The sequence below is a fragment of the Pseudomonas sp. URMO17WK12:I9 genome (genome assembly GCF_900230165.1).
Lineage (GTDB): Bacteria > Pseudomonadota > Gammaproteobacteria > Pseudomonadales > Pseudomonadaceae > Aquipseudomonas > Aquipseudomonas fulva.
In genome coordinates, this window is sequence record NZ_OCMQ01000003.1 from 50,986 (window position 1) to 77,799 (window position 26,814).

The 26,814-nt window shown below is 63.0% G+C and carries 23 protein-coding genes; 5 read left to right on the plus strand and 18 right to left on the minus strand.

Features of this window, described 5'->3' with window-relative positions; genetic code table 11:
- Positions 1 to 14: 14 nt before the first annotated feature.
- The 8 genes from CRP40_RS07695 to CRP40_RS07730 all read right to left on the minus strand — a co-directional run bounded on the left by CRP40_RS07695 (position 15) and on the right by CRP40_RS07730 (position 7,305).
- The gene (locus CRP40_RS07695; protein WP_027916338.1) at positions 15 to 1,019 is read right to left on the minus strand and encodes a DUF535 family protein; all 1,005 of its coding nucleotides are present in this window, start codon (positions 1,017 to 1,019) and stop codon (positions 15 to 17) included.
- Between the two features lie 9 nt (positions 1,020 to 1,028).
- Entirely contained in the window at positions 1,029 to 2,015 is a 987-nt protein-coding gene (locus tag CRP40_RS07700) for a glycosyltransferase (RefSeq protein ID WP_027916339.1), read from the minus strand.
- A complete protein-coding gene (locus CRP40_RS07705) occupies positions 2,012 to 2,536 on the minus strand; it encodes a serine acetyltransferase (RefSeq protein WP_027916340.1) in 525 nt (174 codons plus the stop codon). Before CRP40_RS07705 ends, CRP40_RS07700 begins: the two co-directional genes overlap by 4 nt.
- 8 nt (positions 2,537 to 2,544) lie before the next feature.
- Positions 2,545 to 3,498: a glycosyltransferase family 2 protein gene (locus CRP40_RS07710; RefSeq protein WP_033695182.1), complete on the minus strand. Its 954-nt coding sequence runs from the start codon at positions 3,496 to 3,498 to the stop codon at positions 2,545 to 2,547.
- Positions 3,491 to 4,108 carry an acyltransferase gene (locus CRP40_RS07715; protein WP_027916342.1) on the minus strand — a complete coding sequence of 206 codons (618 nt, stop codon included), beginning with the start codon at positions 4,106 to 4,108 and terminating at the stop codon, positions 3,491 to 3,493. The genes CRP40_RS07710 and CRP40_RS07715 overlap by 8 nt, the downstream gene beginning before the upstream one ends.
- Positions 4,109 to 4,212: 104 nt before the next feature.
- Complete coding sequence (locus CRP40_RS07720; RefSeq protein ID WP_027916343.1) at positions 4,213 to 5,679, minus strand: GMC family oxidoreductase; 1,467 nt, start codon at positions 5,677 to 5,679, stop codon at positions 4,213 to 4,215.
- Positions 5,676 to 5,888 (minus strand): twin-arginine translocation signal domain-containing protein, encoded by a 213-nt coding sequence (locus CRP40_RS07725; protein WP_027916344.1) that lies wholly within the window; start codon positions 5,886 to 5,888, stop codon positions 5,676 to 5,678. The genes CRP40_RS07720 and CRP40_RS07725 overlap by 4 nt, the downstream gene beginning before the upstream one ends.
- Before the next feature lie 40 nt (positions 5,889 to 5,928).
- On the minus strand, positions 5,929 to 7,305 hold the full coding sequence (locus tag CRP40_RS07730; RefSeq protein ID WP_027916345.1) for an oligosaccharide flippase family protein: 1,377 nt from the start codon (positions 7,303 to 7,305) through the stop codon (positions 5,929 to 5,931).
- A 95-nt stretch (positions 7,306 to 7,400) separates the two neighbouring features.
- Between CRP40_RS07730 and CRP40_RS07735 the strand changes: the two genes are divergently transcribed.
- The 3 genes from CRP40_RS07735 (at position 7,401) to galE (ending at position 12,614) form a co-directional block, all read left to right on the plus strand.
- Positions 7,401 to 8,936, plus strand: coding sequence for an O-antigen ligase family protein (locus CRP40_RS07735; RefSeq protein WP_042139422.1), 1,536 nt, complete (start codon positions 7,401 to 7,403; stop codon positions 8,934 to 8,936).
- On the plus strand, positions 8,933 to 11,530 hold the full coding sequence (locus CRP40_RS07740; protein WP_027916346.1) for a cellulase family glycosylhydrolase: 2,598 nt from the start codon (positions 8,933 to 8,935) through the stop codon (positions 11,528 to 11,530). The genes CRP40_RS07735 and CRP40_RS07740 overlap by 4 nt, the downstream gene beginning before the upstream one ends.
- A gap of 106 nt (positions 11,531 to 11,636) precedes the next feature.
- A complete protein-coding gene (galE, locus tag CRP40_RS07745) occupies positions 11,637 to 12,614 on the plus strand; it encodes a UDP-glucose 4-epimerase GalE (RefSeq protein WP_027916347.1) in 978 nt (325 codons plus the stop codon).
- A gap of 40 nt (positions 12,615 to 12,654) precedes the next feature.
- On the opposite strand, the gene CRP40_RS07750 is transcribed toward galE, so the two are convergent.
- The 8 genes from CRP40_RS07750 to CRP40_RS07780 form a co-directional block, all read right to left on the minus strand.
- A complete protein-coding gene (locus tag CRP40_RS07750; RefSeq protein WP_027916348.1) occupies positions 12,655 to 13,461 on the minus strand; it encodes a CpsD/CapB family tyrosine-protein kinase in 807 nt (268 codons plus the stop codon).
- A gap of 10 nt (positions 13,462 to 13,471) precedes the next feature.
- Complete coding sequence (locus CRP40_RS07755) at positions 13,472 to 15,034, minus strand: Wzz/FepE/Etk N-terminal domain-containing protein (protein ID WP_027916349.1); 1,563 nt, start codon at positions 15,032 to 15,034, stop codon at positions 13,472 to 13,474.
- Between the two features lie 19 nt (positions 15,035 to 15,053).
- Entirely contained in the window at positions 15,054 to 16,169 is a 1,116-nt protein-coding gene (locus CRP40_RS07760) for a hypothetical protein (protein WP_027916350.1), read from the minus strand.
- Positions 16,170 to 16,194: 25 nt separating this feature from the next.
- Positions 16,195 to 16,752, minus strand: coding sequence for a polysaccharide biosynthesis/export family protein (locus tag CRP40_RS07765; RefSeq protein WP_027916351.1), 558 nt, complete (start codon positions 16,750 to 16,752; stop codon positions 16,195 to 16,197).
- A 229-nt stretch (positions 16,753 to 16,981) separates the two neighbouring features.
- Positions 16,982 to 17,158 carry a hypothetical protein gene (locus CRP40_RS21920; protein ID WP_165919238.1) on the minus strand — a complete coding sequence of 59 codons (177 nt, stop codon included), beginning with the start codon at positions 17,156 to 17,158 and terminating at the stop codon, positions 16,982 to 16,984.
- A 320-nt stretch (positions 17,159 to 17,478) separates the two neighbouring features.
- The gene (locus CRP40_RS07770; protein WP_023535446.1) at positions 17,479 to 18,897 is read right to left on the minus strand and encodes a TIGR00366 family protein; all 1,419 of its coding nucleotides are present in this window, start codon (positions 18,895 to 18,897) and stop codon (positions 17,479 to 17,481) included.
- Between the two features lie 152 nt (positions 18,898 to 19,049).
- Complete coding sequence (locus tag CRP40_RS07775; RefSeq protein ID WP_027916352.1) at positions 19,050 to 19,706, minus strand: CoA transferase subunit B; 657 nt, start codon at positions 19,704 to 19,706, stop codon at positions 19,050 to 19,052.
- Between the two features lie 33 nt (positions 19,707 to 19,739).
- The gene (locus CRP40_RS07780; protein WP_023535422.1) at positions 19,740 to 20,438 is read right to left on the minus strand and encodes a CoA transferase subunit A; all 699 of its coding nucleotides are present in this window, start codon (positions 20,436 to 20,438) and stop codon (positions 19,740 to 19,742) included.
- 141 nt (positions 20,439 to 20,579) lie between these two features.
- Here CRP40_RS07780 and CRP40_RS07785 point away from each other — a divergent pair, with 141 nt between their 5' ends.
- A complete protein-coding gene (locus CRP40_RS07785) occupies positions 20,580 to 21,485 on the plus strand; it encodes a LysR family transcriptional regulator (protein ID WP_027916353.1) in 906 nt (301 codons plus the stop codon).
- Entirely contained in the window at positions 21,473 to 22,294 is an 822-nt protein-coding gene (locus tag CRP40_RS07790; RefSeq protein WP_027916354.1) for an aldo/keto reductase, read from the plus strand. Before CRP40_RS07785 ends, CRP40_RS07790 begins: the two co-directional genes overlap by 13 nt.
- A 21-nt stretch (positions 22,295 to 22,315) precedes the next feature.
- Here the strand turns inward: CRP40_RS07790 and CRP40_RS07795 are convergent, their stop codons facing one another.
- Positions 22,316 to 25,396 (minus strand): error-prone DNA polymerase, encoded by a 3,081-nt coding sequence (locus tag CRP40_RS07795; RefSeq protein ID WP_027916355.1) that lies wholly within the window; start codon positions 25,394 to 25,396, stop codon positions 22,316 to 22,318.
- Entirely contained in the window at positions 25,393 to 26,811 is a 1,419-nt protein-coding gene (locus tag CRP40_RS07800) for a DNA polymerase Y family protein (RefSeq protein WP_027916356.1), read from the minus strand. The genes CRP40_RS07795 and CRP40_RS07800 overlap by 4 nt, the downstream gene beginning before the upstream one ends.
- Positions 26,812 to 26,814: the final 3 nt, after the last annotated feature.

The following is a 26,814-nucleotide window of genomic DNA, read 5'->3' on the forward strand; positions in this document are numbered from 1 at the left end:
GCGCCCGACAAGCCTTATGAACGGCCTTCTGTCAGGGGCGGAGCGTCCACTGCCGATGCATGCCCAGCGCATGCATCCCCTTGTAGTTCTTGTAGTTCATGGTTCCCGGCAGCGCCTGCCAAAGCCTCGTGCATGCGCGTGAAAACATCGTCGAGCAACGCCTGCCGGCGGCGGTACATGGCCCGTTTCTTGGCAGGAATATCCGAATCGGCGCGCTGTGCAGCCACCAGGGGCAGCTCGAAGAAACCGTTGCAGGGCGTCGGTTGGCCGCCGTGCTCCTGCCAGATAGCATCGTAGTCGGCCGCCAGTTCCCGGGCGGTGTCGGCGCCAAAATAAGGATGACGGTGGTGCCTGCAACGGTCGCTGACGGCCAGTATGCGATCGACCGAAAGCGAGCGCGCCAGGCATTTGAGCGCTTCGAGCACCAGGCTGCGCGGGCGCAGGCCTTCGAAATGCTTGGTCAGGTCGCGATAGATGGACAGGGATGTTTCGCTGTCGATGCCTTTGTGGATGCCTTGCACCGCGCCAATGAACAGCGTCAACGTGTTTGCGTCCCTGCACAGGGTGAAGGCGAGTGACGCGACCCGCAGGTCGCCCTGAAACAGGTTCAGGACCAACTCGCCTTCGCGTTTGAACCAGATCGGCCGGTCCAGTACCAGGCTGCAAGCGGGTGAATGATCCCCCAGGTCGCACAACACACGGCGTTCATCGCGGCCTGTGACCAGAAGCCCCGGCGCTTGTGCAGTCACCACTTCGAAATGCGAGGCCACGGCATCTAACCGTTGGGCCACGCTCCAGGCACTACTGATGTAGGGCCATTGCACCATGCCCAGCGCGTCGTCGCCCATGCGCTGGCGCCATTGTGGGCCCAGTGCAGTCGTCATGCGTCCCATGAAGCGCACAAGCGCGTGGCGATGGCTCATCATCAGCAGGGCCAGCGCGCACTTGCTCTTCACGGCGCGCGGGGTGAAACCGGGTTGCAACGTCGATACGCGGGTCACGAGGCGGACAAGCATCATGGGGTCATCTCACTTGTACTCGATCAGCGCTGATTTGCCGGGCAACAGCCGCTGGCGCCAGAATTTGAGTTGGCCCACTGCCTCTGGGAACTTGCCCAGCACCAGAAACAAGGCCTGCAACCTGCGTTGCCGGGGCGCCAGGGCGCCACGCCTGGCCAACCGCAGGATTTGCAGTGGGTACAGCAGCAAGAGCGCCAGCCCCCCTGCCCCGAACATCAGACAAGCCAACAGTGTCAGCAGCGGAATCCCCAGCCCCCAGACCCAGGCACGGCGGGACTCACGCACCCAGTGCCGCTCGGGTGCAGCACCGTGCAACCAAGCGCCTTCGGCATAGGCGTAGCCGGCGCGCATGCTGCGTCGCCACCATTGGCTGAAGCGCGTCATGGCCGCATCGTGCAGGGTCATTTCGGCGTCCAGGCGCCAGACTTTCCAGCCCGCGGCTCGCAAACGCACGCACAGTTCCGGCTCTTCGCCGGCAATCAGCCCCGTCCGGAAGCCCCCTACGCTGGCGAACGCCTGGGCGCGCATCAACGCGTCACCGCCACAGGCCTTGGCTTGTCCAACCGGGGTGTCCCACTCCAGGTCGCACAACTGGTTGTACACGCTTTGCTGGGCAAACCGCTCGCGCCGCCGCCCACAGACCACCGCCACCTGCGCGTGCCGTTGCAGGAAGGCGTGGGCAGTGGGCAACCACTGGGGGTCGATCTCGCAGTCGCCATCAACGAACTGCACCATGTTCAGGCCAGGCTGCAGCTGGTGCAGCCGGGCGAAACCTTCGTTGCGCGCGCGGGCGGCGGTGAATGGAATGCTCAAGTCCAAGGCCAGGACGTGCACACCCAACTGATGCGCGAGCTGAACCGAGCCATCGGTCGAACCGGAATCCACGTACACCACCGTATCGACACGGGCCACCAGCGCACGCAGGCAGCGCTCCAGGCGCTGGCCCTCGTTGCGACCGATCACCACGACGCCGACCGCCTCCAGTTGTGTGCTCACGGCATCACCTGCGTCGCGGGGCTGTGCCTGGGCTTGATCACGGCCGGCACGCCGACCGCAATGCAGTTGTCCGGCACATCCACCAGCACGACCGCATTGGCGCCGATCACCACATTGTTACCAATGCGTATATCGCCCAGGATCTTGGCGCCGGTGCCAATGTCGACATTGTTGCCGAACACGGGCGCCACAGGCCGATCGACCTGCTTGAGCCCCACCACCACACCGTTGCGAATGCGGCAGTCGTCACCGAACCGGGCATAGCCGCTGACGATGATGCCGCCGAAATGATCGATGACGAAATGCCGGCCCACTACCGCCTCGCAGGGCAGTTCGACCCCGGTCAGGATCTGTACCAGCTTGAACAACACCTTGTAGACCAGCGAACAGAGCTTGCGCAGCGGCGCGGGCCTCACGCCATACCGCCAGCGGCCAAATCGGTAGACCAGCATCACCCAGAACCCCTGGGCTCCCCAATCGCCCCCATGGGCCCGCAAATCGGCACGAATATTCTCGAACATGGTGCGCACTACCTTGTCGGCTGGGTGGCATAGCGGGTTTTGAACAGCAATGCCCACGTGGTGCGGCTGTGCAGCCAGCAGGCCCGCAAGGCCGCCCGCCCGCGCCGCTTGATCAAGGCCTTGAGCGCCAGTATCAGGTCACCCAGGCTCACCAGCAGCATATGCAGGGCAAGGCCGGCCCGACCGTGGTGCTTGCGAAAGTACAGCAGCTCGCTTTCTATCTGGTAAGCGGATATCTGCCGGCTCGCGGCTTCGAGCTGGGCCACCGACTTGGAGCTCTCGCCGCCGATGTGCACCACCGTGGTGTGCGGGTAGAACACCACCTTCCAGCCCGCTGCCTTGACGCGCTTGCAGTGGTCGACTTCTTCGTAATACAGAAAGAAACGGGGGTCGAACAGCCCGACCTGGTCGAGGACCTCACGGCGCACCAGGTAGAAACACCCAGGCAGCCAATCGCATTCGCGCACCGACCCATGGTCCCAGCTCATGTCATCAACGCGCTGTACGCCGGGGACGAAGCGTTCCAGGCCGGTGCGGGCAAGAAACACGTTGAGCGGTGTCGGAAAATACCGGCAGCTCGGTTGCAGGCTGCCATCGCGGCCTTCGAGCCGAACACCCAGCACGCCACACTCCGGGTGCGCCTGCATGTAGTCCAGGGTCTTGTGCAACGCGTCCTGGGCCACGAAAGCGTCGGTGTTGAGCAGCAGGGCGTATTGACCTTGCAGGTGGGTCAGCAACTGATTGTTGGCACGGCCAAACCCTACGTTCTGCCGATTGCTCAGCACCAGCGCCTGAGGGCAGACCTGGGTCAAGCGGGCAAGTGAGTCGTCAGCCGAAGCGTTGTCCACCACCAGGTAGCGCGCCAGGTGCTCGCTGTCGGCGCTGCGCAAGGCATCGAACATGGGCTGCAGCAAACCGGCCGTATTGAAATTGACCACCATCACGTCCACCGGCTTAGCCATTGTCGCTGTCCCCGAAGAAGTACTGGCGCCGCTGGGCCATCAGCATGGGCTCCACCTGGGGGTCAAAAGCGCCCTTGCGCTGCTTGACGATGTCGATCCAGGGATAGGCTTCGCAGCGGGCTTCCACCCGTTTGATCAGCGCATCGGTGGTGCAGATGAAGGCCGCTGGGTTACCCCCATAGACGGTGCCGGGCGGCACGTCCTTGGTCACCACGGCCCCGGCGGCCACGACGGAGTCCGGCCCGATGGTCACGCGCGGCATGACGATTGCGCCGTGACCGATGAAGCAGTTGTCCTTGATGTCGATGAAGCCGACCGAGTCCAGGTGCTTGCCGAAGCGGTGCTCGATCAGCAGCACGACGCCGTCATGGCCGATGAGGGTGCAATCGGACAGGCCCACGCTGTTGCCAATGCGCACCAGCGATGGGTCGGTCACGTTGCAACCCTGGTTGATGTAGACGTTGGTGCCCACCGAGTGAAAACCGCCCCAACGGGCCAGGTAGGTGCCCCATTCCAGCCCCGCTGGGTTGCACATTTTCTTGTACAAACCGCGTGCCCGTCCCGTGCGGTGGGCATACTGCATTACGGCTCTGCGTATCCATCCCATCATGCTGCCTGGCCTCGCAATCGATGCAACCTGAGTTATCCCTGGGCGGCGCCGGTCTCGTTCTTGTGTGTGCTGACCGCCGCACCCCTTGTCCTAAAGCCGGTGAATCACGCCGCGGCGCTCCTCTGGGCGCTCATGCGGGCATCGAGGTGTTCAGCCAGGCGCACGGCGAATTGCAACAGTGGCATGGTCGGGTTGGAGGCACCGCCGGTGGCGAAGATGCTGCTGCCGGCTGCATACAGGTTGTCGGTGCCGAACACTTTGCAGTCGCGGTCCACCACCCCATGACGGGCGTCGGCGGCCATGCGCGTGGTGCCCATGTGGTGGGCGTGCGGCGACAGCCTGAGCGGTATCGAGGTGTCGTAGACGAAGTCGTTGAGTTTGACGAACCCAAGGTTCTCCTTGGCCCACTGGGTCGCAAGTTCGGTGCCGATGCACTTGATCGTATGCCGGTCCTGCTCGTCGAGTACCCAGTTGACGTTGACCTTGGCCACGCCCAGCGCATCCTTCTCGTCGAGCAACGAGATCCGGCTGTGCAGGCTTGGGAATTGTTCGATCATGGTGCTGATGATGCCATCGCCCGGGCAGCTGAAGCTGGCGACGAAGGCCACCTTGCTGGCCACGCCCATGTCACAGGCCAGGGTTTCCAGGAAGTACTTGACCTCGGCGGTACGGCCGTAGGTTTGCACGTCGGCCAGCAGGGCCGCGCGCACATTGCCCTTGCCGATCTTGAAATGCTCGATGAAGGCATCGGTGGTGTAGTACTCGCGCGGGTCGGGATCCAGCCCTGACTTGAGGATGAACGTGCCCATGTCGATGTTCAGGTGCTCCATGAAACAACGGCCCACCAAGCCGTCCTGGCTGATCACACCGGCCGCTGCCAGGGAGCTGCTGTTGAGCAGTTGCCGGGCGTTCTCGATGGCGCCTGCGGCGAGGATGAAATGCCGTGCGACCTGACGCTGGCGGTTGCCAGCGTAGTCCGACAACAGCACTGCCGCCAGCCGGCCAGAGGCGGGGTCGAATTCGAGGTCTACGCAGTTGCAGTTGATGAACACGTCCAGCCCTGGGGTTTGTTCCAAGGCGGTGGCGTACTTCTGGGCAAATCGGGTTGGGGTGCTGAGCAGGAAGCGGTCCGGTTCGAACTCGTCGCCGTCCAGGCCCGTGTTGATGGCATGAAAGTCGGCACCGGCGGGCAGGTCGACGATGTCCATGGCGGCGGGCAGGTAGCGCGCGATTTCGGCGTACTCAATGGGCCAGCCCGGCAGGTCACCTGGCGGTGCGATGGAAAAGTCGGACGGGCTGAAGGGTCGGCACCGGCCTGCCCAATGGTTTGAAGTGCCGCCTAAATAACGTAGCCGGGTCTGCTCGGCATACAGCTGCAGCCCGCTGGAGGTGCAGGCATACAGCTCCTGAGAGCGAGGTGCGTAGTCATGGCCGCCCCCCTCGGCCAGCAGCACGCTCCAGCCTGCGGCCGCCAGGCGCAGCCCCAGCGTGATGCCGGCCGGGCCGGCGCCGATGATGCACACGTCGTAACTGTCGCGCAGCGTCTTGTGTTCCTGGAAATCGGTGATCATGCCGACGGGCTCTTGAAATACTGAGACGGCAATACCCAGCCATTGATGACCACGAACGCCTCATTGGCCTCGGCGGTGGGCCGGGGCAGCGTTTGGCCGGCGACCGCTGTCACTGGGCCCAGCACAGCGCCTGCCGCCCCCACCACCGCGCACCCCTTCAGAAAGCCCCTACGCCCTACTCGTGACGCACACACGCTCTGCTTGCCCATGATTACCTGGCCATCCTCACGAAATTCCTACAGGTCGCGCTCAGATCCACTCGAATAAAGCGGTCAATCCAGCCCCGCACAGCGCCCCGGCCAACAGGGCCGGCAGCACTCCAAGCTCGCGCTTGAGGCTGAACATTCCCAATTTGCTGTTCACGTAAACGATCAACACCAGTGTGGGCAGCGTGTGCAGGGCAACGCCCCAGATCGCCCAGTCCACCCCACCGAAATACAGCAGTACCGGCAGTAACCCCCACAACGAGACCAGGCGAATGATGTTGTCCATGGCCTGGTACTTGGTCAGCCCCAAGGCGATCCAGACCTGATGGGCCAATGTATAGCGCAATGTAAGGAATGACAGCGAGAGAATTGCGAGCATCGGCCCTGCTTCACGGTACCGCTCGTCGTACATCCAGCCAATGAGCAGCGGGCTGGCGGTCAGAAACCCTCCGCAGATGAACAGCACCAGCAGGTCCACCAATAGCCGAAAACGGTGATACAGGGCTACCAGACGCTCGCGATCATCAGCACGAGCCGCTTCGCTGAACGCCGGCAGCGCAACGGCGCCGACCACCTTCATGATGGCCATCTGCACTGCCCCCAGAATCAGCACGGCGATGGAGTACACGCCCAGCTGCGCCGCCGTCATGCTGGCACCGAACCAGATGCGGTCGCCATACATGGCCAGGACCCCGACCATCGAAGACAGCAGGATCCAGCGCCCGAACACGATCAGCTCGTTCAGGGCGGCGCGGTCCCAGTGCAGACGATTGCCAGGGCCCTCCAGCGCAGTGTGGCCCAGTACCGTCCAGGCCAGGGCAGACACCAGGCCAGCGCTGACCAGCGCCCAGATGGAATGGGTCAGGTAGCCCACCACGAGCATCACCAGCAGGCCCGCGACTTGCGATGCCAGGTCGACCAGCACCACGCGCTTTTGTTGGAAGGTTCGCACTGCCACGTCTATCTTGGTGGACTGAAAACCCCAGATCACGGCAGACAGGCCGGTGATGGCCAGTACCGCCGGCAAAACCGGGGCCGCGTAGGTCGCGTCCGCAGGCCACAGCTCAGCCACCTGCGCCAGCCATGCGCCCAGGGCAAGCAGCAAGGTCAAGGCGAACAGGATAAAGCCGCGAATGATCTGGACAGTCCAGGCCGTGTTGAGGAAAACGGGGTCGTCACCTCGATGGCTCTGGATGATGTTCTGGCGCAAGCCAACATCGGAGAGCAAGTGAAGCAGTACCGAAACCGTGGTGGCGATGACCATGACCCCGAACATCTCGGGGACCAGGATACGCGCCATGATCAGGTTGCCGCCCAGGCGCATCAGTTGGGAAGCCACTTGCGAGACCAGGTTCCATGACCCCGCCCGCAAGGCCCGCGAGCGCAAGCTTGCGGTGGCTGACACCTCAATCGACGGCATGGGTTCTATCTCTGACTAGATGGCTAAAAGTCACTATAGTTTCAATCAGCCATGATGCTAGCCGTGGCCCACCGAAAGGAAGGTGTAAATAGCTGATGCCTGAACATTTTCGCGCGTTGATCGTCATCCTGTTCCTGGCCAGCGTGGTATTCGTGCTGGCTCGGCGTCCTGCCACCGACCTGATCCCGCTGCGCGATTTCAAGCGCCGGCGCAACCTCTGGTTCCTGCTGACGGTGCTGGCATTCGTCTCCCACAGTTTCTGGCTGTACCTGGCGGCAGGCGGGCTCATCCTGTACCTGGCCGGGCGTCGTGAACACAACCCCATGGCGCTGTTCTACCTGCTGTTGTTTCTGATCCCACCGGCGGCGGCGCAGGTTCCGGGGTTCGGTGTGGTCAACTACCTGGTCGACCTCAACCACATCCGCCTGTTGACACTGTGCGTGCTGCTACCAGCCGCCCTGGCCTTGCGTCGGCAGCCGGACACGCTGCGCTTTGGCCGCACCTGGCCAGATCGCCTGCTGGCGGCAAGCCTGGTGCTGATGAGTGTGCTCTATCTGCGCGAAACCACGCCCACCGATACCCTGCGCCAGGCCCTGTACCTGTATGTCGATGTATTTCTGCCCTACTACGTGGCCAGCCGTGGGTTGCGCCAGGTCAGCGACTTCAAGGACGCCATGCTGGCCTTCGTCCTGGTCGGCTTCCTGCTGGCGTTGATCGGGGTCGCCGAGTATGTACGCCACTGGTTGCTGTACAGCGCCCTGATCGACGCCATGGGTGTGCCGTGGAGCTTGTCGGGCTACCTGAGCCGGGGCGGCGCCCTGCGGGCCAGTGTCACCACGGGCCAGGCCATCGTGCTGGGTTATGTCATGAGTGTCGCCATCGGCCTGTTCCTGTTCGTGCAAGGCTATCTGCGCCGGCCGTTGCATCGCTGGATGGGCGCGCTTTTGCTGGCTGCCGGTCTGTTCGCGCCGCTCTCACGCGGGCCCTGGATTGGCGCTGCGGTGATCGTGGTGGTGTTCGTGGCGCTGGGCAGGGGGGCCGTGCGGCGCCTGGCCCTGCTGGCAACGGCGGGGGTGCTCGCCCTGCCGCTGCTCGGTGTGATACCGGGTGGCGATAAGGTGCTGGACCTGCTGCCGTTCATTGGCAACCTTGAAAAAGAGAACATCACTTACCGCGAGCGGCTCATGGACAATGCGTGGATCGTCATCCAGCGCAATCCGCTGTTCGGCTCGTTCGATTTTCGCAACACGCCCGAAATGCAGTCGATGATCCAGGGCGAAGGCATCATCGATATCGTCAACTCCTACATCAACCTGGCCCTGCACGTCGGCTTGGTCGGGCTCGGGCTGTTCGTGGCCTTCTTCGCCATGGTACTGCGCGGCATCTACAAGGCCATGCGCAGCTTCGACGACAAGGACGACGAACGTCGTCAGCTTGGCCGGGTGCTGCTGGCGACATTGATCGGCATCCTGGTGATCATCTTCACCGTCAGCAGCATCACGTTCATCCCGGTGGTGTACTGGTCCATCGCAGGGTTAGGCGTGGCCTATACCCACATGGTCCGCCGGCAGCACTCGCTCGCTACGCCCTCTTACGACATCCCCTCTGCGCAACCCAGGAGCCTTTCATGACCCTGTCTGCCTTGCGTGCCGTGCTGTGCCTGACCGCCCTTTGCTCCCTGGGCTTACCCACGAGCGTTCGGTCCGAGGCGTGGCAGGTCAGCATCGATGAGCAAAACGGCCTGCCGGTGGTGACGCAGGGCGGCGGGCCAGTGATGAGCGCCAAGTTCGACTTCTGGGCGCAGGACTGGAGCTGGACGGGTTTCCAGACCGCCCTGAGCGTCGATGGCCCCGGGCGCTACACCTTGCAGGGGCTGAACAAGGCCCTGGATTTCGAGCTGAAGGCGGCGATCACCCAGGTGCAACCGCAAACCCTGGCGTGGGACTTCGACCTTGACGCCCATAGCCGCCAGCGCGATGTGATTGGCGGCGGCATGGTGTTCCAGTTCGATCCTGCGCAGATCGCGGGGGCCATGGGTGCCCCGCAACTGTTGGCCGACAACCGCGGGTGGTCCTGGGGCGGTGCCGAGCAGGGCAGGCGTGTAGAAATGCGTTTCGACCCACCCTTGGCCAAGGTCTACTTCGAGCGCGGCAATCCTTCGGAGCTGCGCGCCTTCTTCTACAAGGACGCCATCGCTGCCGGCAAGCAACAGGTCAAGGCGGTGCTGAACGTAACCGGGGACATCGCACTCGCGCCCACCCCTACCGAGCGCTTCGGTCTGGTGGACCCTACAGCCTGGCCAGAGGACCAGGTGGACTGGCGCACATCCCCCGTTGACCTTTCGTTTCTCAATGCGCGGCAAAAGCCCGCCGGCAAGCACGGCTTTGTGCAGGCGCGCGGGGAACAACTGGTGTTCGAGGACAATACCCCCGTGCGTTTCTGGGGCACCAACCTGTCGGCTTACGCCCTGTTCAAGAGCCCTGACGAGGAGATTGCCCAGCAGGCAAAACGCCTGTCGGCGCTGGGCTTCAACCTTGTACGGCTGCACCATCACGACTCCCCCTGGGTGAGCCCCAATGTGTTTGGTGACGGCACGCAGGTTCGCGACACCCAGCAGTTGGACGCCGAGTCCATGCGCAAGCTTGACCTCTGGATCAAGGCGCTCAAGGACGAGGGCATCTACATCTGGCTGGACTTGCATGTGCAGCGCGCTCTGACCGCCCAGGACGGTATCGATGACTTTGGCGAACTGGCCAAGGGCCAAGCGCGGGTCGACCTCAAGGGCTACGCCTACGTCAACGCCAGCATCCAGCAGGCGATGAAACACTTCGCCGCTCAGTACCTGGGCCATGTAAACCCTCTGACAGGCCTGGCCTACAAAGATGACCCCGCCATCGCGGCCATCCTGCTCACCAACGAGAACGACATCACCCAGCACTACGGCAACGCCCTGCTGCCGGACAAGGACGTCCCCCGTCACAGTCAGCGTTACATGGCCGCTGCCAAGGCGTTCGCCAGCCAGCACGACCTGCCAGCGGACCTGACCTGGCGGGCCTGGCAACCTGGGCCCTCCAAGCTGTTTCTCAACGACCTGGAGCAGCGCTTCAATGCCGACATGATCGCGCACTTGCGCGCCCTGGGGGTACGGGTGCCGATCGCCACCACCAGCACCTGGGGCGGCAACGGCCTGAGTGCCCTGCCCGCCCTCACGGTGGGTGATGTCATCGATGCCCACAGCTACGGCGCCAGTGGCCAGCTGGAGAAGAACCCGTTGACCAGCGACGGCTTGATCGACTGGCTGGCCGCCGCTCAGGTCGTGGGCCAACCGTTGACGGTCAGCGAATGGAACGCCGAGCCTTTCCCGTTGCCTGACCGGCATTCCCTGCCGCTGTACATCGCCGGAACCGCCAGCCACCAAGGTTGGGACGCCATGCTGCAGTACGCCTACAGTCAACAGGCGTTCAACCCCGGCTGGCGCACGGCAGACAACTGGCATGCCTACAATGATCCGGCATTGCTTGCCACGATGCCGGCTGCCGCACTGATGTACAGGCGTGGGGACGTTCAACCCGCCAGTACCCGCTACGTGTTCGCGCCGAGCCCCGAAACCCTGTACAACCAGGACATCACCCCACGTACCTCGGCGCTGCTGCGCACGGCGGTGGGCCTGGGCCAACTTCAGATCGCCTTGCCTGTCACGCCCCAGCTGCCATGGCTCAAACCTGCGGCCATTGCTGACGGGGCTACCGTGCTGCACGACCCTGCCCAGGCGTTGCTGCCGGCAGACGCGACCGAGTCGGTGAGCGATACCGGCGAGCTCAAGCGCAACTGGCAGTCAGGCCTCTACACCATCGACACGCCCCTCACCCAAGCGGCAACGGGCTGGCTGGGCGGGCGTACGGTCACCCTGGGGGATGTCCAGGTTCAGGCGAGCACACCCTACGCCAGTATCGCCGTGCAGAGTCTCGACGGTGTGGTACTGGGCCAGTCGCGCAGCCTGCTGGTGTCCCTGGGCACGCGAGCGGTGCCCCAGCCTGAGGAAAACACGCGCTTTCATGTCGAACCGCTCAAGGCCCAGCTGAGCATCAAGGCGCCTGCCGGGTTGAAGCTGTTCGCCCGCGATGCCCAGGCGCAGCTCAAGCCCCTGCCCGCCAGCTACCGTGATGGGCGTTATCACATCACCCTGGATGGCACCTACATGTCCAATTGGCTGTTCTTGAAATAGGGCAGATGGCCATCTACGCTCATGGCACCTGTTAGCCGAGCATCCCGCCTGCATGTCCCAGGGACGGTTCACGGTGTCTGTCGACAGCGGCTTCGTGGAGGTGTGGATGAGGTACCTGGTAGTGGGGGGCTCGGGCTATATTGGCTCGCACATGGTCGGCTATCTGTTGGCTGCCGGGCATGAAGTGGTGGTAGCGGACCTGGTATCTCCAGGGCCGGGCATTCAGTGGGCCAGGTTGGACATCGCCGATGAAGCCGCGCTCAACGTGCTGTTCGGCATGTGCACGTTCGACGCGGTCTTTCATTTTGCCTCGTTCATCCAGGTGGGCGAATCGGTCAGCGCTCCGGGCAAGTATTACCAGAACAACGTCGCCGCTACCCTGTCGCTGCTCCAGGCGATGGTCAGCGCAGGAATCAAGTGCCTGATTTTCTCCTCCACGGCGGCTGTGTATGGGGATCCGCAGTACGTGCCTATCGACGAGGCCCATCCCAAGGCGCCGATCAACCCGTATGGGCTGAGCAAGTGGATGGTGGAACAGATCCTTGAGGATTTCGATCGGGCTTACGGGCTCAAGTCGGTATGCCTGCGTTATTTCAATGCCGCAGGCGCAGACCCGGCGGGGTTGCTCGGCGAGCGTCATGAGCCGGAGACACATCTGATCCCCCTTATTCTCCAGGCCGCCTCTGGCCGGCGCGAGGCAGTGACGGTATTCGGCCGGGACTACCCCACCCCCGACGGCACGTGCATCCGCGATTACGTACATGTGACCGATCTGGCCTGCGCCCATGCGCTGGCCGTGGACTACCTGCTCGACGGCGGCGAGCGTGCAGTGTTCAACCTGGGCAATGGCCTGGGCTTCTCGGTGCAGGAGGTCATCGATGCGGCCAGGTCCGTGACGGGCCAACCCATCACCGTGCTGGACGCACCGCGCCGCGCAGGCGACCCGCCCCGATTGGTGGCCGATGCCAGCAAGGCCATGCAGGTGCTGGGCTGGCGGCCTGTGCACGCAGACCTGGAAGTGATCGTGGCGCACGCCTGGCAATGGGAGCGGCAGTACCCATGGCCGGCAATGACATGGCGTTGAGCGTCCATCGGGGCTGCCCGACGGCGCCCCTTGAAAACGCTCAATAATAGGGCTGCGGTTTTTCGTCGGCCTTATTCAGGACGGTGCCAATCAGGTTCGCCGTGCCCAGGTGGTGCAGGCAGTCCTCGATCTCTTTCTTGGTGTTCATGCCGTTGGCCACCACCAACAGCACGCAGTCGAACGTGGGTAGTACGGTGATCGCATCGTCGGAGCTGAGCAGCGGTGGCAGGTCGAAGATGCAGATGCGCGAGGCATAGCGATTACGCAGGTCGCTGACCAGGTGAGTGACCTTGGGTGAGCACAACACTTCGGTCGACATGGGTACCGGCACCCGCGTCGGCAGTACGACGAAACGAGGCAATGTGGGGTTCACCAGGCATTCCTGCAGCGGCGCCTGATCATCGAGAAACTCGTTCAGCGAGCAGTCCATGGGCAGCCCCAGGCTCCTGCCGACGCGAGGACGGCGCAGGTCGAAATCCACCAGCAAGGCGGTGCGGGTGGTGTAGTGGGCAATGCTCATGGCCAGGTTGATGGCCAGTACCGTCTTGCCCGCTTCGGGCGTGGGGGAGGTAATGGCCAGGGTACGCCAGCCGTTTTCCTCCATGGTCCTGAGCACCTGGGTGCGCAACAGGTCAATGGGCCCGTTCATGCTGGAGTTCTTGTTGTAGGCGACAATGCGGTGACGTTCCAGGTGATCGGCCTTGAGCGCCACCACCTTGGTATTGACGTAGTCGAACTGCCCCGGGACCTCCGCAAGCGCGGTACCCGGTGCCGGGTTCACGGCCTGGGGCGTACCTGGAGTGACCGGGTGAAGGGTATTGCCATGAGCCGGTGTATTCCTGTCCATCACTGCTTTCCTATGCAAACCTGGAGGTGAGCTTGAGCAACAGCACATCCAGCGGCATGTAGAAGAGGTGTACCAGCCCTACCAGGATAGCCACCAGGCACAACGCTGCCAGGATCAGCCCGTTGCGCCAGCGCTTGCGCCTGGCCACGTCGGCGCGGGTGTCGATATAAGGCAGCGCCACCAGCACGCGCCTGCCAAGCAGGTTCTCCAGGGCGCCAACGCCACGCACGCGCTGGTTGAGCATCTCCAGCAACATGACCAGCGCCCCACCACCTGCCGGCGCCAGCACCAGGCCCAGTGCCGCGATTTTCTTGCGGTTGGGCTTGATCGGCTTCTCGGGCATCAAGGGCGGTTCGAGCAGCACGAAACGCTCGGCCTTGTTTTCCTGCTCAAGGCTCTCGGTAATCTTGGCGCCCATTTCCTTGGCCCGGATTTCCTCGTACTTCTTGCGCGCGTTGTCATGGTCGCGCATCAGCGTAACCAGGCCGCGCTCGACCTGCGGCGCTTCGAGAATCTCGGCTTCGTAACCTTCCATCTTGCGGGTCAGCTCGCGCTTCTGCTCGGCCAGCGAGGCAATGCGTACCTGTGCCGCGCTCATCTTGGCCCGTACGCGTGCCGCATCCAGGCTCACCGTCGAGGCCACGCTACCGGTCTGGCCACTGGCCTCCAGCGCTTGAATCCTGCGTTTGACCGCCGCCACGTCGGGGTGCGCTTCTTTGTAGCGGGTCAGCAAGCGGGCATATTCGGCCTTCAGGCTCGCCAGGTCCTGGGGCTGGTCGGCGCCCGCTGGGCGCACGCCCTCGCCGGTTTTGGTACCTAGGCCGGCATTGGCGGCGGACAGTTCAAGCTCCAGGTAGCGCAGTTCCTCCTGGGCCGCCTTGTAATCGCGGTCGACCTCCCGGAACTCGAGCTCAGCCCGCGAAAGCATGTTCATGCGCAGCGTCTGATGCTCAGGTAACGCATTGGCGTGGGCCTGCTTGAAGTCGGCCAGCTGGTTCTCCAGGCTGGCCAGTTCTGCCCCCAGCTTGTTCGCCTCCTGGGTCAGAAACTCGGTGGTCTCGTTGGCCCGTTCGGTGCGCTGCTTGAGGTTTTCGTTGAGAAACAGCGTGACCAGTTCATCGGCGACTTCTTTGGCCACCTCTGCCTGACGATGCTCGAAAGACACGTTGAAGGCCACCGTCGCCTCGCCGCGCCCGCGCACGAAGGTGGTCAGCGTCTGGACCGCGATGGCGTTGCGCATTTGGTCGATCTTGTCGCTTTCGCTCAAGCGCTTGTCGGCAAACAGTCCGTACTTGTCGATGATGCGCAGCAGGTTCTCGCGCGTCATCACCCGCTGGCGAATGACCTCGATGCGCTCGTCGGCAAAGCTGGTGGTGTTGGTCGACACCAGCTCGGGAGATATCTGCTGCGACTCCACCAGGATCGTGCCGGTGGACTGATAGATCGGTGGCACCGTCAGCGCCACGGCGACGGTGGCAGCCAGGATAACGGCTGCGCTGACCCCCAACACCACGGCCCGGTCCTTGATAATGGCGATGTAATCTCTGAGAGAGAGCTCGTAATCGGACTTCATGGGGCCACCTGCAAGCGGTTCAGATGTCGGGATAGCGGTATGTCAGGGTCAAGCCAACGATCGTGGCGGTCGCATCGCCGTCGAGGTCCTGCTTGCGCTCCTTGTACGTCAGCGCCAGGCGCAGGTCCCAGTAGGGGGACAATTGGCGGCTGGCCCAGAGGCTGTAGATCTGCAAGGTATTGGGTATCTGGCCCTTGCTGTCCTGCCAGGCGGCGTCGGCGCCGACCCGGGTCAAGGGGTCGAGCGCATAACTCCAGACCCCACGCACCTGATCGAGCTGGGCAAACCCGCCTTGGGCACTGGCTACCGTACTGCGCTCGACCGTCAGGCTGGCATCGCTGCGTGCGCCGGTGTACAGCAGCGCCACGCCGCCCTCCCCGCGCCGGCCCCCCTGACTGCCCGATACCTTGTTGACGCCCAGGTGCGCATCGGCGCTGAATGACTCTGAGAACTGGTACTTGATCCCCACCGCCGGGCTGTAGCTGTTGGAGGCCGTGGCGGTCAGGTCGTCCTCGGGTTCATAACGCCGGGCACCGAAACGGGTATAGGCATCGGCGCGCTCGCTCAAGGCGTAGGTCCAGGTCAGGGTATTGGCCAGCTCGTCGTAGCCAGTCAGGCTGTTGATATCGTAACGGGCGCGGTTGTAGGTGGTTTCGTTGCTCAGGGTGCTGCGTTCGGTGATCGCCTGGCGCCAGTTACCCGTCAAGGTGTACAGCTTCTGCGTCCCATCGGTAGTAACAACGCCGGTATCGAGCACGGTACCCGACAGCGTCGAGGTTTCGTTGTAGCGGGCCAGCAGCCCGAACTGCCCGCGTTCGGTGGTGCGTTGCCAGCCCAGGCTGATGTCTGGGTCTTCGCGGTCATCGACGACGTTGGTGTCGGAGGAGCGCAGAATATCCAGGCCCAGACCTAACCGCAGTTCATCTCGGCCGAAACTGCCGATCAGGGTGTAGTCAGGTGCAATCAGGGTACGTGTCACGCCTTTTTCGCCCGACGATAGCAACAGCGGGTTGCTGTCGTGTTCGACCGACGTCGGTACCACCACCGTCGACTGCCAGGTAGCGGCCTGGGTTGAGTGCGCAAGCGGCAAGGCCACAATTGCCGCGGCAATGCGAGTTGTTCTTGGAAGAGGCATCAAGTCTACTTATTAAAAGGCATGATCAAGGAACGACCAGCGTGTCACCGGCCTGAAGTTGAATATTGGTCGACATGTCGCGGCCCGTCACCAAATCCTTGTATCGCACGGGCAGGATTCTCTGGGACGTGCCGGTGCCACGCACGACCATTATTTCGCTTTCATCGGCAAACTTGTCCAGGCCACCCGACATGCTCAACGCCTGCAGCACCGCCGTAGGGCCTGACATTTGTACGGGGCCGGGCTTTATGACCTTGCCTTGGACATACACCAAGTTGCCCGCGTTACTCTTGACTACCACGCTGACGTTCGGGTCAGGCAGAAACTTTTCCAGTTTGCTGGCCACTTGTTTTTCAACCGAGGCAACATCCAGCCCTGCCACGTCTATGCGACCGGCCAGAGGGAACGTGATGCTGCCATCGGGGAGCACGGTGGCCTCCTGCTTGAGGCTGTCTTCCTGCCACACCGAGACCATCACCACATCGCCGGGATTGAGGCGGTAGGCCGGTTCCGAGGGCGCGGCAGCGCAATGACCCGACCACATTGCAACCAGGCCAACGACGGCGAACAATGAACGCACCATGAGGGTCCCTCCGGCCAAATGGCCCGACTAGAGCACTGAAGAGAACAACACACCAACTCTCGCTCCACTTCGCTGTCACCACCGCGAGCGCCATGCTCTGCCGGCCGCCTGAGCGGCACGTCGAACCCTGCTGACCAGGCTTCGAGAGGGTAATGGCAATATAGCAACGGTTGACGAATTCACAAGCCAACTCAAGCGGTCTAGCCTGAGTGACTGTAACTGCGGTATTTCAAATCTTTCTGCGATTGGCCACGGCGACAAAACCCACGACCGCAAATGCGAAGAACCAACCCGCGGTTGCAACGGGAATGATACTGGTCTGATTGATATACGAGTCAGCCGCACGGGCAGCACCGCTCAACAGCACCAACAAAAAGATCGATTTCACAATCAGAGTCGAGCGCATACGCCGTCCTTTCAACCAGGATAATCAATGAGTAAGTGGCGCGATGATGCGGGGTGTGTTGCGGTATTGACTTGAGCTTATGGGCACTCTGACACTACGTCAATGAACCGACACCATAATAAATCTCAATGGGCTTAGCCGTAATAAGTCAAAATACCGTCGCATAAATTATGCGGAAGGGAAATTTACGTGGCTGGGCGAGTCTGGATGTCACGAGCAAGTTGCCTTCTTCACCCTGAGATTGGCGCAGAAAGCACACTGACTCACAGACCTGCACCTCACCCCAAGGCAAGGCACAGTTCTGTAGCCAGGAGCAGCCGCTACGGCATGACCGGTGGCGTGTATTGCAACGTGGTGCCCAAGGCCCACAACAGGAACAGCACCAGAGGAACGTGCACGAGCAACTGCACGAAGGAAAACCCGATCAGGTCCCGCGCCTTCAGGCCCAGCACGCCCAGCAGCGGCAACATGTAGAACGGGTTGATCAGGTTGGGCAACGCTTCGGCTGCGTTGTAGATCTGCACAGCCCAGCCGAGGTGGTATTGCAGGTCATTGGCCACCAGCATCACATAGGGCGCCTCGATGATCCACTTGCCGCCACCTGACGGAATGAAGAAGCCCAGTACCGCCGAATACACACCCATCAACAGGGCATAGGTATCGTGGGTGGCAATTTGGGTGAAGAACAGCGAGATGTGATGGGCAAGCGTCTGTTCGTCGACCCCTTTGACCTGGGTGAGGATTGCGGCGATGGAGCCGTACAACGGGAACTGGATCAGCACGCCAGTGGTAGTGGGCACGGCCCGGGCCACAGCGTCGAGGAAGCTGCGCGGCCGCCAGTGCAGCAGCGCGCCGAGCATGATGAACAGCAGGTTGTAGGTGTTCAGGCCAGAGATGGCCGTGATGGCGGGTTTACTCGCGAACTCCTGATACAGCCAGCCTGCGGCCAGCGCAACGAGCAGCAGGATCAGCACAGGGCTGTGCTCGAGCCACTCCCCCGGGCGTGTACGCGCAGGTGCCGGCGGAGCGCTGAAGCTTGGGTCCACGCCACACGCTTGAGCGCTGCGCGCACTGTTGGGGCCGGGGGCTGTAGCATAGGCGATGACCAGCGATACCACGACCAAGGCTGCCAACATCACGCCTGACTGCCAGAGAAAGATGGTTTCGGTGAAAGGAATCACGCCAGTGATCGACAGAATCGAGGGTGGAAGGCTGGCCGGATTGGCCTGCAACTGAGCCGCCGATGAGGACAGCCCCAGCGCCCACACTGCGCCCAGGCCCAGGTAGGCCGCCGCACCGGCAGCCCTGTAGTCCATCTTGAGGTCGGTACGACGCGCCAATGCACGCACCAGCAGGCCACCAAAGACCAGGGACAAGCCCCAGTTGAGCAATGACGCCAGCATCGAGATCAGGGCTACCCATGCAACGGCCGAGCGACCGTTGCGGGGAATGCGGGCCAGGCGATCGATCAGCCGCGCGGCAGGCGGCGAACTGGCGACCACATAGCCGCCGATGACCACGAACGCCATCTGCATGGTGAAGGGGATCAAGCTCCAGAATCCATCCCCGAAGGCCTTTGCGGTGTCCAGGGGCTTGGCGCCCATGGCCAACGCGCCCAAGCACACCAGCAGCACCGCCAAGGCGGCGAATACCCAGGAATCGGGGAACCAGCGCTCTGCCCAGTTGGAGCAGCGCAGGGCAAAGCGTGCAGAGCGGCTGTCTTGTAGTTCAGCGGCCACGGAAGCGTCCTTTTATTGGTTTTATAGGTAGATGAAAGGCTGCGCAGAAATGCGCGAACCCTGCGCCAACGAACCCGCCCGCCCAGATGCCGTGGTGAAAACGGCTACCTGAACGGGCGGGTTCGCCGCAGCAGGGCGAAAGTGCATGTGGGTTAGAAGGTCATTTCCTTCACATCGTCGGCCACGATGAGCTTGCCGGCTGTCTTGGCGATGATTTCTTCGACGCTCACACCGGGGGCGGTTTCGCGCAGGATGAACGCGCCATCCTCGATCTCAAGATAAGCCAGGTCGGTTAGTACCTTGCGGATGCAGCCCGCGCCGGTCAAAGGAAGGCTGCACTGGGGCAGCAGCTTGGACTCCCCGTCCTTGGAGGCGTGGGTCATGGTGACGATGATGTTTTCCGCACCGGCCACCAGGTCCATGGCGCCCCCCATGCCCTTGACCAGCTTGCCAGGGATCATCCAGGAGGCGATGTTGCCCTGCACGTCCACTTCGAAGGCACCGAGCACGGTCAGGTCGACGTGACCGCCACGGATCATGGCGAACGACTGTGCCGAGTCGAAGATCGATGCGCCGATGCGGGCGGTAACGGTCTGTTTGCCTGCGTTGATCATGTCAGCGTCAAGGGTCGCTTCGGTGGGGAATTCCCCCATGCCCAACAGGCCGTTTTCCGACTGGAGCATCACGTCCATGTCGGCCGGCACATAGTTGGCCACCAGGGTGGGAATACCGATACCCAAGTTGACGTAGTAGCCGTCCTTGAGTTCACGTGCAACGCGTTGGGCCATCTGTTCGCGGGTCAGTGCCATGGTGAGAGTCTCTTTGTTGTTCTGTGGGGGCGCTCAGGCCTTGACGGTGCGTTTTTCGATGCGCTTTTCGAAGGTGCCGACGATGACGCGGTCCACGAAGATGCCAGGGGTATGGATTTCGCTGGGCAGCAGCACGCCAGGTTCGACGATTTCCTCGACTTCGACCACGGTGATCTTGCCGGCGGTGGCGGCCAGCGGATTGAAGTTCTGGGCAGTGTTGCGGTAGATCACATTGCCGTAATGATCAGCCTTCCAGCCCTTGACGATGGCAAAGTCGCCGGTAATGGCCTCTTCGAGGATGTACTTGCGACCCTTGAATTCACGCACTTCCTTTCCCTCGGCCACCGGGGTGCCATAGCCGGTGGCAGTGAAGAAGGCGGGAATGCCCGCTCCGCCAGCGCGCATCTTTTCGGCCAGGGTACCCTGGGGCGTGAGTTCGACCTCAAGCTCACCGCTGAGCAGCTGGCGTTCGAATTCAGCGTTTTCCCCCACGTAGGACGCGACCATCTTGCGAATCTGATGGTCCTCGAGCAGTACGCCAAGGCCGAAGCCATCGACGCCGCAGTTATTGGAGACCACGGTCAGGCCCTTGACGCCGCGACGCTTGATCTCGGCGATCAGGTTTTCAGGTATGCCGCACAGGCCGAACCCTCCGGCCAGTACGGTCATGCCGTCGGTCAGCCCTTCCAGGGCCTGTTCGTACGTAGCTACGCGTTTGTCCAATCCGGCCATGCTGGTTCGCCTTTTGTAGTTGTTGAGCCGACGGGGCGTCGGTGAGCGTGTGGGGGTATCTTCTCGCTTGCTCACTGATTTGTTAATTTTGTTTTTATGATCGATTGATAAGCACTCCAAATCAAAGCATAGGCGAGTCCCATGAATGTGAAGCAACTGCGCGCCTTCGTCGCCGTGGCCAAGTTTCAGAGCTTTGCCCAGGCCGGTGAGCACCTGCACATCTCGCAGCCCGCCCTGAGCCTGACCATCAAGGCGCTGGAGGAGAACTTGGGCGGCGCACTGCTCAGCCGTACCACGCGCAGCGTCAGCCTGACTGCCGAAGGTGAGGTACTGCTGCCCTTGGCACGTCGCCTGTTGGCTGACTGGGACGACACCGAAGAAATGCTGCGCCAGCGCTTCACCCTGCAACTGGGCCGGGTGGCCATTGCGGCCATGCCCTCTTTTGCTGGCAACCTGTTGCCAGGGGCTCTCAAGCTTTTTCGCCAGTGCTACCCCAAGGTCAACGTGACCGTGCACGACGTCATCAATGAACAGGTGCAGGAACTGGTCAGGCACAGGCGCGTCGAACTGGGCATCGGCTTTGAGCCAGACAATGTCGAGGGCTTGCACTTTCACCCGCTGTACCTTGACCGGTTCGTTGCGGTCGTGCCGGTTGACTCGCCCTTGGCCCAGCTCGCGCAAATCAGTTGGGCGCAGCTTCTGGCCGAGGATTTCGTGGCACTGCAGCGTCCTTCTGCCGTGCGCCTGTTGCTCGAGCAGAACGTGGCGGTGCAGCACGGCAAGCTGGCGGTGGCTTTCGAAAGCCATCAGCTTGCAACCGTAGGCCGCATGGTCGCCAGTGGTCTGGGCGTCAGCGCGGTGCCGGCGCTGTGTATCACGCAAATGCAGGAGCTGGGGGCCCGCTGCATCCCCCTGGTCGAACCTGCCGTCGAGCGGCGCATTGGCGTAATGGCCCTGCGCGAGCATACGTTGTCAACGGCAGCCCAGGCGCTGCTGGATGTTCTACTGAATAATACCCATCCACCGGAGGTGACATGCGTGACGTGAAATTGGCAGGCGCCAACGTGCCGATCATCGGCCAGGGCACATGGTACATGGGCGAAGACCCGAGCCGTCGGGCGGCCGAAGTCGCCGCCTTGCAACAAGGCATCGACCTGGGCATGCGCCTGATCGACACCGCCGAGATGTATGCCGAGGGCGGTGCGGAACAGGTGGTGGGCCAGGCCATCGCCGGGCGTCGGGACGAGGTATTTTTGGTGAGCAAGGTCTACCCGCACAACGCCAGCCAGCGCGGCACGCAGGCCGCCTGCGAGCGCAGCCTCAAGCGCCTGGGTACCGACTGCATTGATCTGTACCTGCTGCACTGGCGCGGTCAGTACCCATTGCAGGAAACCGTGGACGCTTTCGAGCGCCTGCGCGAGGCAGGCAAGATCAAGCGTTGGGGCGTGTCCAACTTCGACGTGGATGACCTTCAAGAACTGGACAACCCCGATTGTGCAACCAACCAGGTGCTCTACAACCCTGCGCAACGAGGTATCGAATTCGACCTGCTGCCCTGGTCGATACAGCAGGGACTGCCCATCATGGCCTACTGCCCCCTTGCTCAGGCAGGGCGTTTGCTGCAACACCCAGTGCTCAAGCAGATCGCCCACGACCATGGTGCTACCCCGGCCCAGGTCTGCCTGGCTTGGGTCACGCGGCACAATGGCATGATCGCGATTCCAAAAGCCGTGACACCCGAGCATGTCAGGCTCAATGCCGAGGCAGCGCGTTTGAACTTGACCGCCGATGACCTGAACGCCATCGACCAGGCATTCGAAGTACCCACCCGCAAGCAGCGCCTAGCGATGGTGTAAGCAAAGCCGTGCTGCAGGGGTTCAGTGGAAATCCCGGCTGCGTACGTCCAGCCCCTGCAGCAGCACGCTGACATCCTCCAGCCGCCTGGCCACCAAATGGCGTACGCCATTTTCCTGTTCCAGGCGGCCACTGACCTTCATCAGCCGAGCGCCGACCAACGCGCGCCGCTGCCGTTCGGCGAGGTCCCGCCATACGACCACGTTGACCATGCCGAACTCGTCCTCGAGCGTTACGAAGGTCACGCCACTGGCGGTCTGTGGCCGCTGCCTGCCCACCACCAGCCCTGCCATGGCAATGGCGTCGCCATGTTCGACGCCGTGCAGTTCACCGGAACTGCGACAGCCCAGGGCACGCAGACGGGATCGGAGCAAGGTCAATGGGTGGGGCCCCAAGGTCGTGCCCATGGCATGATAGTCGGCCACCAAGTCTTCGCCGACGGTGGGTGCCGGCAGGTCGACGCGTTCCTCCGGGGGCGCCTGCACGTCGGCGAACAAAGGCAATTGCGCCTGCACCGCCGCCACCTCCCAGCGCGCCTGGTGCCGGTGCCTGGCCAGCGCGACCAGGGCCCCTGCGTCCGCCAGACGAGCCCGGGCGCGCTCATCCAGGGCCGAGCGCAGGCACAGGTCCTCGACGTCCCGCCACGGCTGCACCGCCCTTGCCTGTTCGAGCCGGCGCACATCGGCTTCGGCCAGGCCGCGGACCAAGCGCAAGCCCATGCGAATGGCCAGTTCTCCCCCGGGCCCAGGCTCGAGCGTGCAGTCCCACTGGCTGTGACACACGTCCACCGGCCTTACCTCGATACCCTGGCGGCGGGCCTCCTGGAGCAGTTGGTCGGGGCTGTAGAACCCCATCGGCCAGCTATTGACCAGCGCGCAGGTGAAGATGGCCGGCTCGTGGCATTTCAACCAACTGCTGGCATAACACAGCAGTGCGAAACTGGCGGCGTGGGACTCGGGGAATCCGTAGCTGCCAAAGCCCTTGATCTGTTCGAAGATGCGTTCGGCGAACGCCAGTTCGTAGCCATTGCGCTGCATCCCTTCGAGCAAGCGCTTGCGGTGCGGCTCCAGCCCGCCGTGGCGTTTCCAGGCGGCCATGCTGCGACGCAGTTGGTCGGCCTCACCGGGGCTGTAGTCAGCCGCTACCATGGCCAACTCCATCACCTGCTCCTGGAACAGCGGAACGCCAAGGGTACGCTCGAACACCGCTTTCAGCTTGGGCGATGGGTAGGTCACCGGTTCCTGCTTGAGCCGCCTGCGCAAATAGGGATGGACCATGTCGCCCTGGATGGGGCCAGGGCGCACGATGGCGACCTCGATGACCAGGTCGTAGAAGGTTCTGGGCTGCAGGCGCGGCAACATGGCCATTTGCGCCCTGGACTCGATCTGGAATACGCCCATGGTCTCGGCGCGGCTGATCATGGCATAGGTGGCCGGGTCTTCGGCAGGGACGGTGGCCAGCGTCAAATGTCGCCCACGGTGCTGCTGCACCAGCGCGAAGCAGCGACGCAGTGCACTAAGCATGCCCAGCGCCAGCACATCGACCTTGAGCAGGCCGACCATGTCCAGGTCATCCTTGTCCCATTGGATCACGGTGCGTTCGGCCATGGCCGCGTTTTCCACGGGCACCAGCTGGTCGAGGGGTTGTTGCGAGATGACGAAGCCACCTGGGTGTTGTGACAGGTGCCGGGGAAAACCGATCAGCTCACCGGCCAGCACCAGGATACGCCGCAACATCAGGTTGCCTGCATCAAACCCCGCCTCGGCCAAACGCTGTGCATCGGGGATGCGGTCGCTCCAACGGCCGCAGCATTTGGCCAGGGCGTCCACCTGGTCGGCCGGCAGGCCCAATGCGCGAGCGACATCGCGTACCGCCCCGCTGGCGTGATAGGTGTTGACGACCGCCGTCAACGCCGCGCGGTGTCGACCATAGCGCCTGAACACGTACTGGATGACTTCCTCGCGCCGGTCGTGCTCGAAGTCCACATCGATATCCGGCGGCTCGTTGCGCTCGCGTGACAGAAAGCGCTCGAACAGCAACCGATGTTTCATGGGGTCCAGCTCGGTGATCCCCAGCACGAAGCACACCACCGAGTTGGCGGCAGAGCCGCGCCCCTGGCACAGGATGTGCTGCTCGCGGGCAAAGGCCACGATGTCGTGAACGGTGAGGAAGTAACTCTCGTAGCTCAGCTCGCTGATCAGCGCCAGCTCCCGATCAAGGGCTTGGCGAACTTGATCGCTCGGGCCTTGGGGCCAGCGCAGCGGCAACCCTTGTTCGCACAGCTCACGCAACCAACTGGCAGCGGTATGCCCAGCGGGTACCAGTTCTTCGGGGTAGCGATAGCGCAGCTCACCAAGGTCGAAACGGCAATGCTCGGCAATCACCAAGGTCTGGGCCAGCAGGTCGGCGGGATACAACTCGGCCAATTGGGCAGGGGTACGCAAATGACGCTCGCCGTTGGCGTACAGAAAGCGCCCTGCCTCAGCCACTTGGCAGCGCCGGCCAATTGCCGTCATGCAGTCTTGCAGGGCACGCCGACCGCGCACGTGCATGTGAACATCCCCGCACGCCACCGCATTCACACCCAAGGTTGCCGCCAATGCGCGCAGACGCGCCAGACGCTGGTCGTCATCGACACCGCGGTGCAAATGCACGGCCAGCCAGAGGCGGGCCGCGAAGACCTCCCTCAACCAGTCGCCCACAGCTTGATCGGCAACATCATCAGGCACCCATAATGCCAACAGGCCCTTGCTGTGCGCAGGCAGGTCCTCGCGCAACAGCTGGTAGTCCCCTTTGGGCGCCCGACGCCGCGCACGGGTGATCAGGGCGCAAAGGTTCTGGTAGCCCTGCAGGTCTTGCACCAGCAGCACCAGCTTGGGCCCATCCTGCAGTTGCACTTCGCTGCCGACGATCAGCCGTACACCCTGCTCTTTCGCCGCTTGCCAGGCGCGCACAATGCCAGCCAAGGTGCATTCGTCGGTAATGGCCAGGGCTTGGTAGCCTTGCTCGCGAGCCCGGCGGAACAACTCATCCGCGCTTGACGCTCCGCGCTGGAAGCTGAAATTGCTCAGGCAATGCAACTCCGCGTAGCCAAAGCCGCTCATGAAAACCAGCCCTGCAACCATAGCGGCCCGCCTTGGCCGAGGTCACGGTAGGCCCACCCACGCAGGCCCTCACGGGTTTCGATGCGGTAGTAATCACGGCGTACGTCCGCGCCGTCCCACCAACCGGACTCGATGCGCTCGGCCTGCCCGTGAACCTGATAGGCCTGTTCGTCGAGCACCGTGGGGGTGGCCAGCAGCCAGCCAGGACGGCTGCCCGGTGTGACGCACAGGCTGGACCACTGGCCGACTTCATTGGCCTGCCATGCCTGTTCAGGACGGTGATCGGCCACGGCGCTGAGCCCCGTCACGGCCTGGTCACCCAGACGTGCACGCAAGCGTTCGCGCAGTTGTTCCCACGGTTGGGCCTGCTGGGCGCGTGGATCGAACAACGCCTTGTGCTGAGGCACGAATGGCGGCAAGTCCTCGGCCACCAGGCGCAGGTTGCGCACCGGCGCCTTCAGACGCACCAATTCCAGCCTGCCACGGGCCAGTTCAAGCAACATGGCCGGGTCGCGTTCTGCGGCCAGCAATCCAACGTCAAGCTGGGTGTCATGGCCCTGCGCGTGCTCCATGTACACCTTGAATCGCTGGACGCCACAGTCGCGCCCAGCCAGGAAAGCGGCCAGGTCTGTCAGCATGCGACGTAATGGGAACAATAGCGCCTGGTGCGACTCCACATCGAAGTTCAGCTCCAACCGCGCCTCGAAACGGTCCGGCGGTTCGAAGAATGCAAGGCCCAGGTTGCGCATGCCCAGTAACTGGTCCAGGTGCAACTGCACCTGGGCAGCAAAGCGCCTTGCCAATGCGTCGCGCGGTAGCGCCAGTACCTGTTTCAGCTGGCGCAACCCCATGCGGCCGAAGGCCTGGGCATCTTCCGGGCGCAGGCCGATCCGATCGATGGGCATTTCGGCCAGTGCCGCACGGGTCGAAGCGGCATCCTCCAACGCCAACCCGTCGTGAGTATTGGCCAGCATGCGCGCAGCCACCGGATTGCTGGCCAGGACGATGCGTTGACGCAAGCCCAGCGCAGACAGTTCCTGGCGCAAGCGCGCCTCCAGTACCGGCCATGGCCCGAACAGCTGCAGGCTCGACCCTACTTCCAGCAACAAGGTTCGCGGGTAGTGCAAGCTGACCTGGGCACTGAAGCGATATGCCCAGGCGGCCAGCAACTGCTGCAAGGCATCGATGCGCTTGGGATCGACTTCGAGGCAGGAGAAGCCATCGGCCAGCGCACGGGCGGCCGTCAGGGTTTGGCCGGCGCTAAGCCCCAGAGCGGCTGCCGCAGGGTTGACCGATTGCAGGACCCGGCGCTGGCTGGGACCACCCAGCAGCACCAGCGGTGCGTCACGGTCGTCGCGCTCGCGCAGCAGGCTGTCCAGCGCCAACTGGGGAAATAGAATGCAGGCCCACAACATGTT

Excerpts from the sequence above, each read along its gene's own strand:
- CRP40_RS07695 (WP_027916338.1), bottom strand. The coding sequence starts at position 1,019 with ATGATGCTTGTCCGCCTCGTGACCCGCGTATCGACGTTGCAACCCGGT.
- CRP40_RS07705 (WP_027916340.1), bottom strand. The coding sequence starts at position 2,536 with ATGTTCGAGAATATTCGTGCCGATTTGCGGGCCCATGGGGGCGATTGG.
- CRP40_RS07710 (WP_033695182.1), bottom strand. The coding sequence starts at position 3,498 with ATGGCTAAGCCGGTGGACGTGATGGTGGTCAATTTCAATACGGCCGGT.
- CRP40_RS07715 (WP_027916342.1), bottom strand. The coding sequence starts at position 4,108 with ATGATGGGATGGATACGCAGAGCCGTAATGCAGTATGCCCACCGCACG.
- CRP40_RS07720 (WP_027916343.1), bottom strand. The coding sequence starts at position 5,679 with ATGATCACCGATTTCCAGGAACACAAGACGCTGCGCGACAGTTACGAC.
- CRP40_RS07725 (WP_027916344.1), bottom strand. The coding sequence starts at position 5,888 with ATGGGCAAGCAGAGCGTGTGTGCGTCACGAGTAGGGCGTAGGGGCTTT.
- CRP40_RS07730 (WP_027916345.1), bottom strand. The coding sequence starts at position 7,305 with ATGCCGTCGATTGAGGTGTCAGCCACCGCAAGCTTGCGCTCGCGGGCC.
- CRP40_RS07735 (WP_042139422.1), top strand. The coding sequence starts at position 7,401 with ATGCCTGAACATTTTCGCGCGTTGATCGTCATCCTGTTCCTGGCCAGC.
- CRP40_RS07740 (WP_027916346.1), top strand. The coding sequence starts at position 8,933 with ATGACCCTGTCTGCCTTGCGTGCCGTGCTGTGCCTGACCGCCCTTTGC.
- galE (WP_027916347.1), top strand. The coding sequence starts at position 11,637 with ATGAGGTACCTGGTAGTGGGGGGCTCGGGCTATATTGGCTCGCACATG.
- CRP40_RS07750 (WP_027916348.1), bottom strand. The coding sequence starts at position 13,461 with ATGGACAGGAATACACCGGCTCATGGCAATACCCTTCACCCGGTCACT.
- CRP40_RS07755 (WP_027916349.1), bottom strand. The coding sequence starts at position 15,034 with ATGAAGTCCGATTACGAGCTCTCTCTCAGAGATTACATCGCCATTATC.
- CRP40_RS07760 (WP_027916350.1), bottom strand. The coding sequence starts at position 16,169 with ATGCCTCTTCCAAGAACAACTCGCATTGCCGCGGCAATTGTGGCCTTG.
- CRP40_RS07765 (WP_027916351.1), bottom strand. The coding sequence starts at position 16,752 with ATGGTGCGTTCATTGTTCGCCGTCGTTGGCCTGGTTGCAATGTGGTCG.
- CRP40_RS21920 (WP_165919238.1), bottom strand. The coding sequence starts at position 17,158 with ATGCGCTCGACTCTGATTGTGAAATCGATCTTTTTGTTGGTGCTGTTG.
- CRP40_RS07775 (WP_027916352.1), bottom strand. The coding sequence starts at position 19,706 with ATGGCACTGACCCGCGAACAGATGGCCCAACGCGTTGCACGTGAACTC.
- CRP40_RS07780 (WP_023535422.1), bottom strand. The coding sequence starts at position 20,438 with ATGGCCGGATTGGACAAACGCGTAGCTACGTACGAACAGGCCCTGGAA.
- CRP40_RS07785 (WP_027916353.1), top strand. The coding sequence starts at position 20,580 with ATGAATGTGAAGCAACTGCGCGCCTTCGTCGCCGTGGCCAAGTTTCAG.
- CRP40_RS07790 (WP_027916354.1), top strand. The coding sequence starts at position 21,473 with ATGCGTGACGTGAAATTGGCAGGCGCCAACGTGCCGATCATCGGCCAG.
- CRP40_RS07795 (WP_027916355.1), bottom strand. The coding sequence starts at position 25,396 with ATGAGCGGCTTTGGCTACGCGGAGTTGCATTGCCTGAGCAATTTCAGC.
- CRP40_RS07800 (WP_027916356.1), bottom strand. The coding sequence starts at position 26,811 with ATGTTGTGGGCCTGCATTCTATTTCCCCAGTTGGCGCTGGACAGCCTG.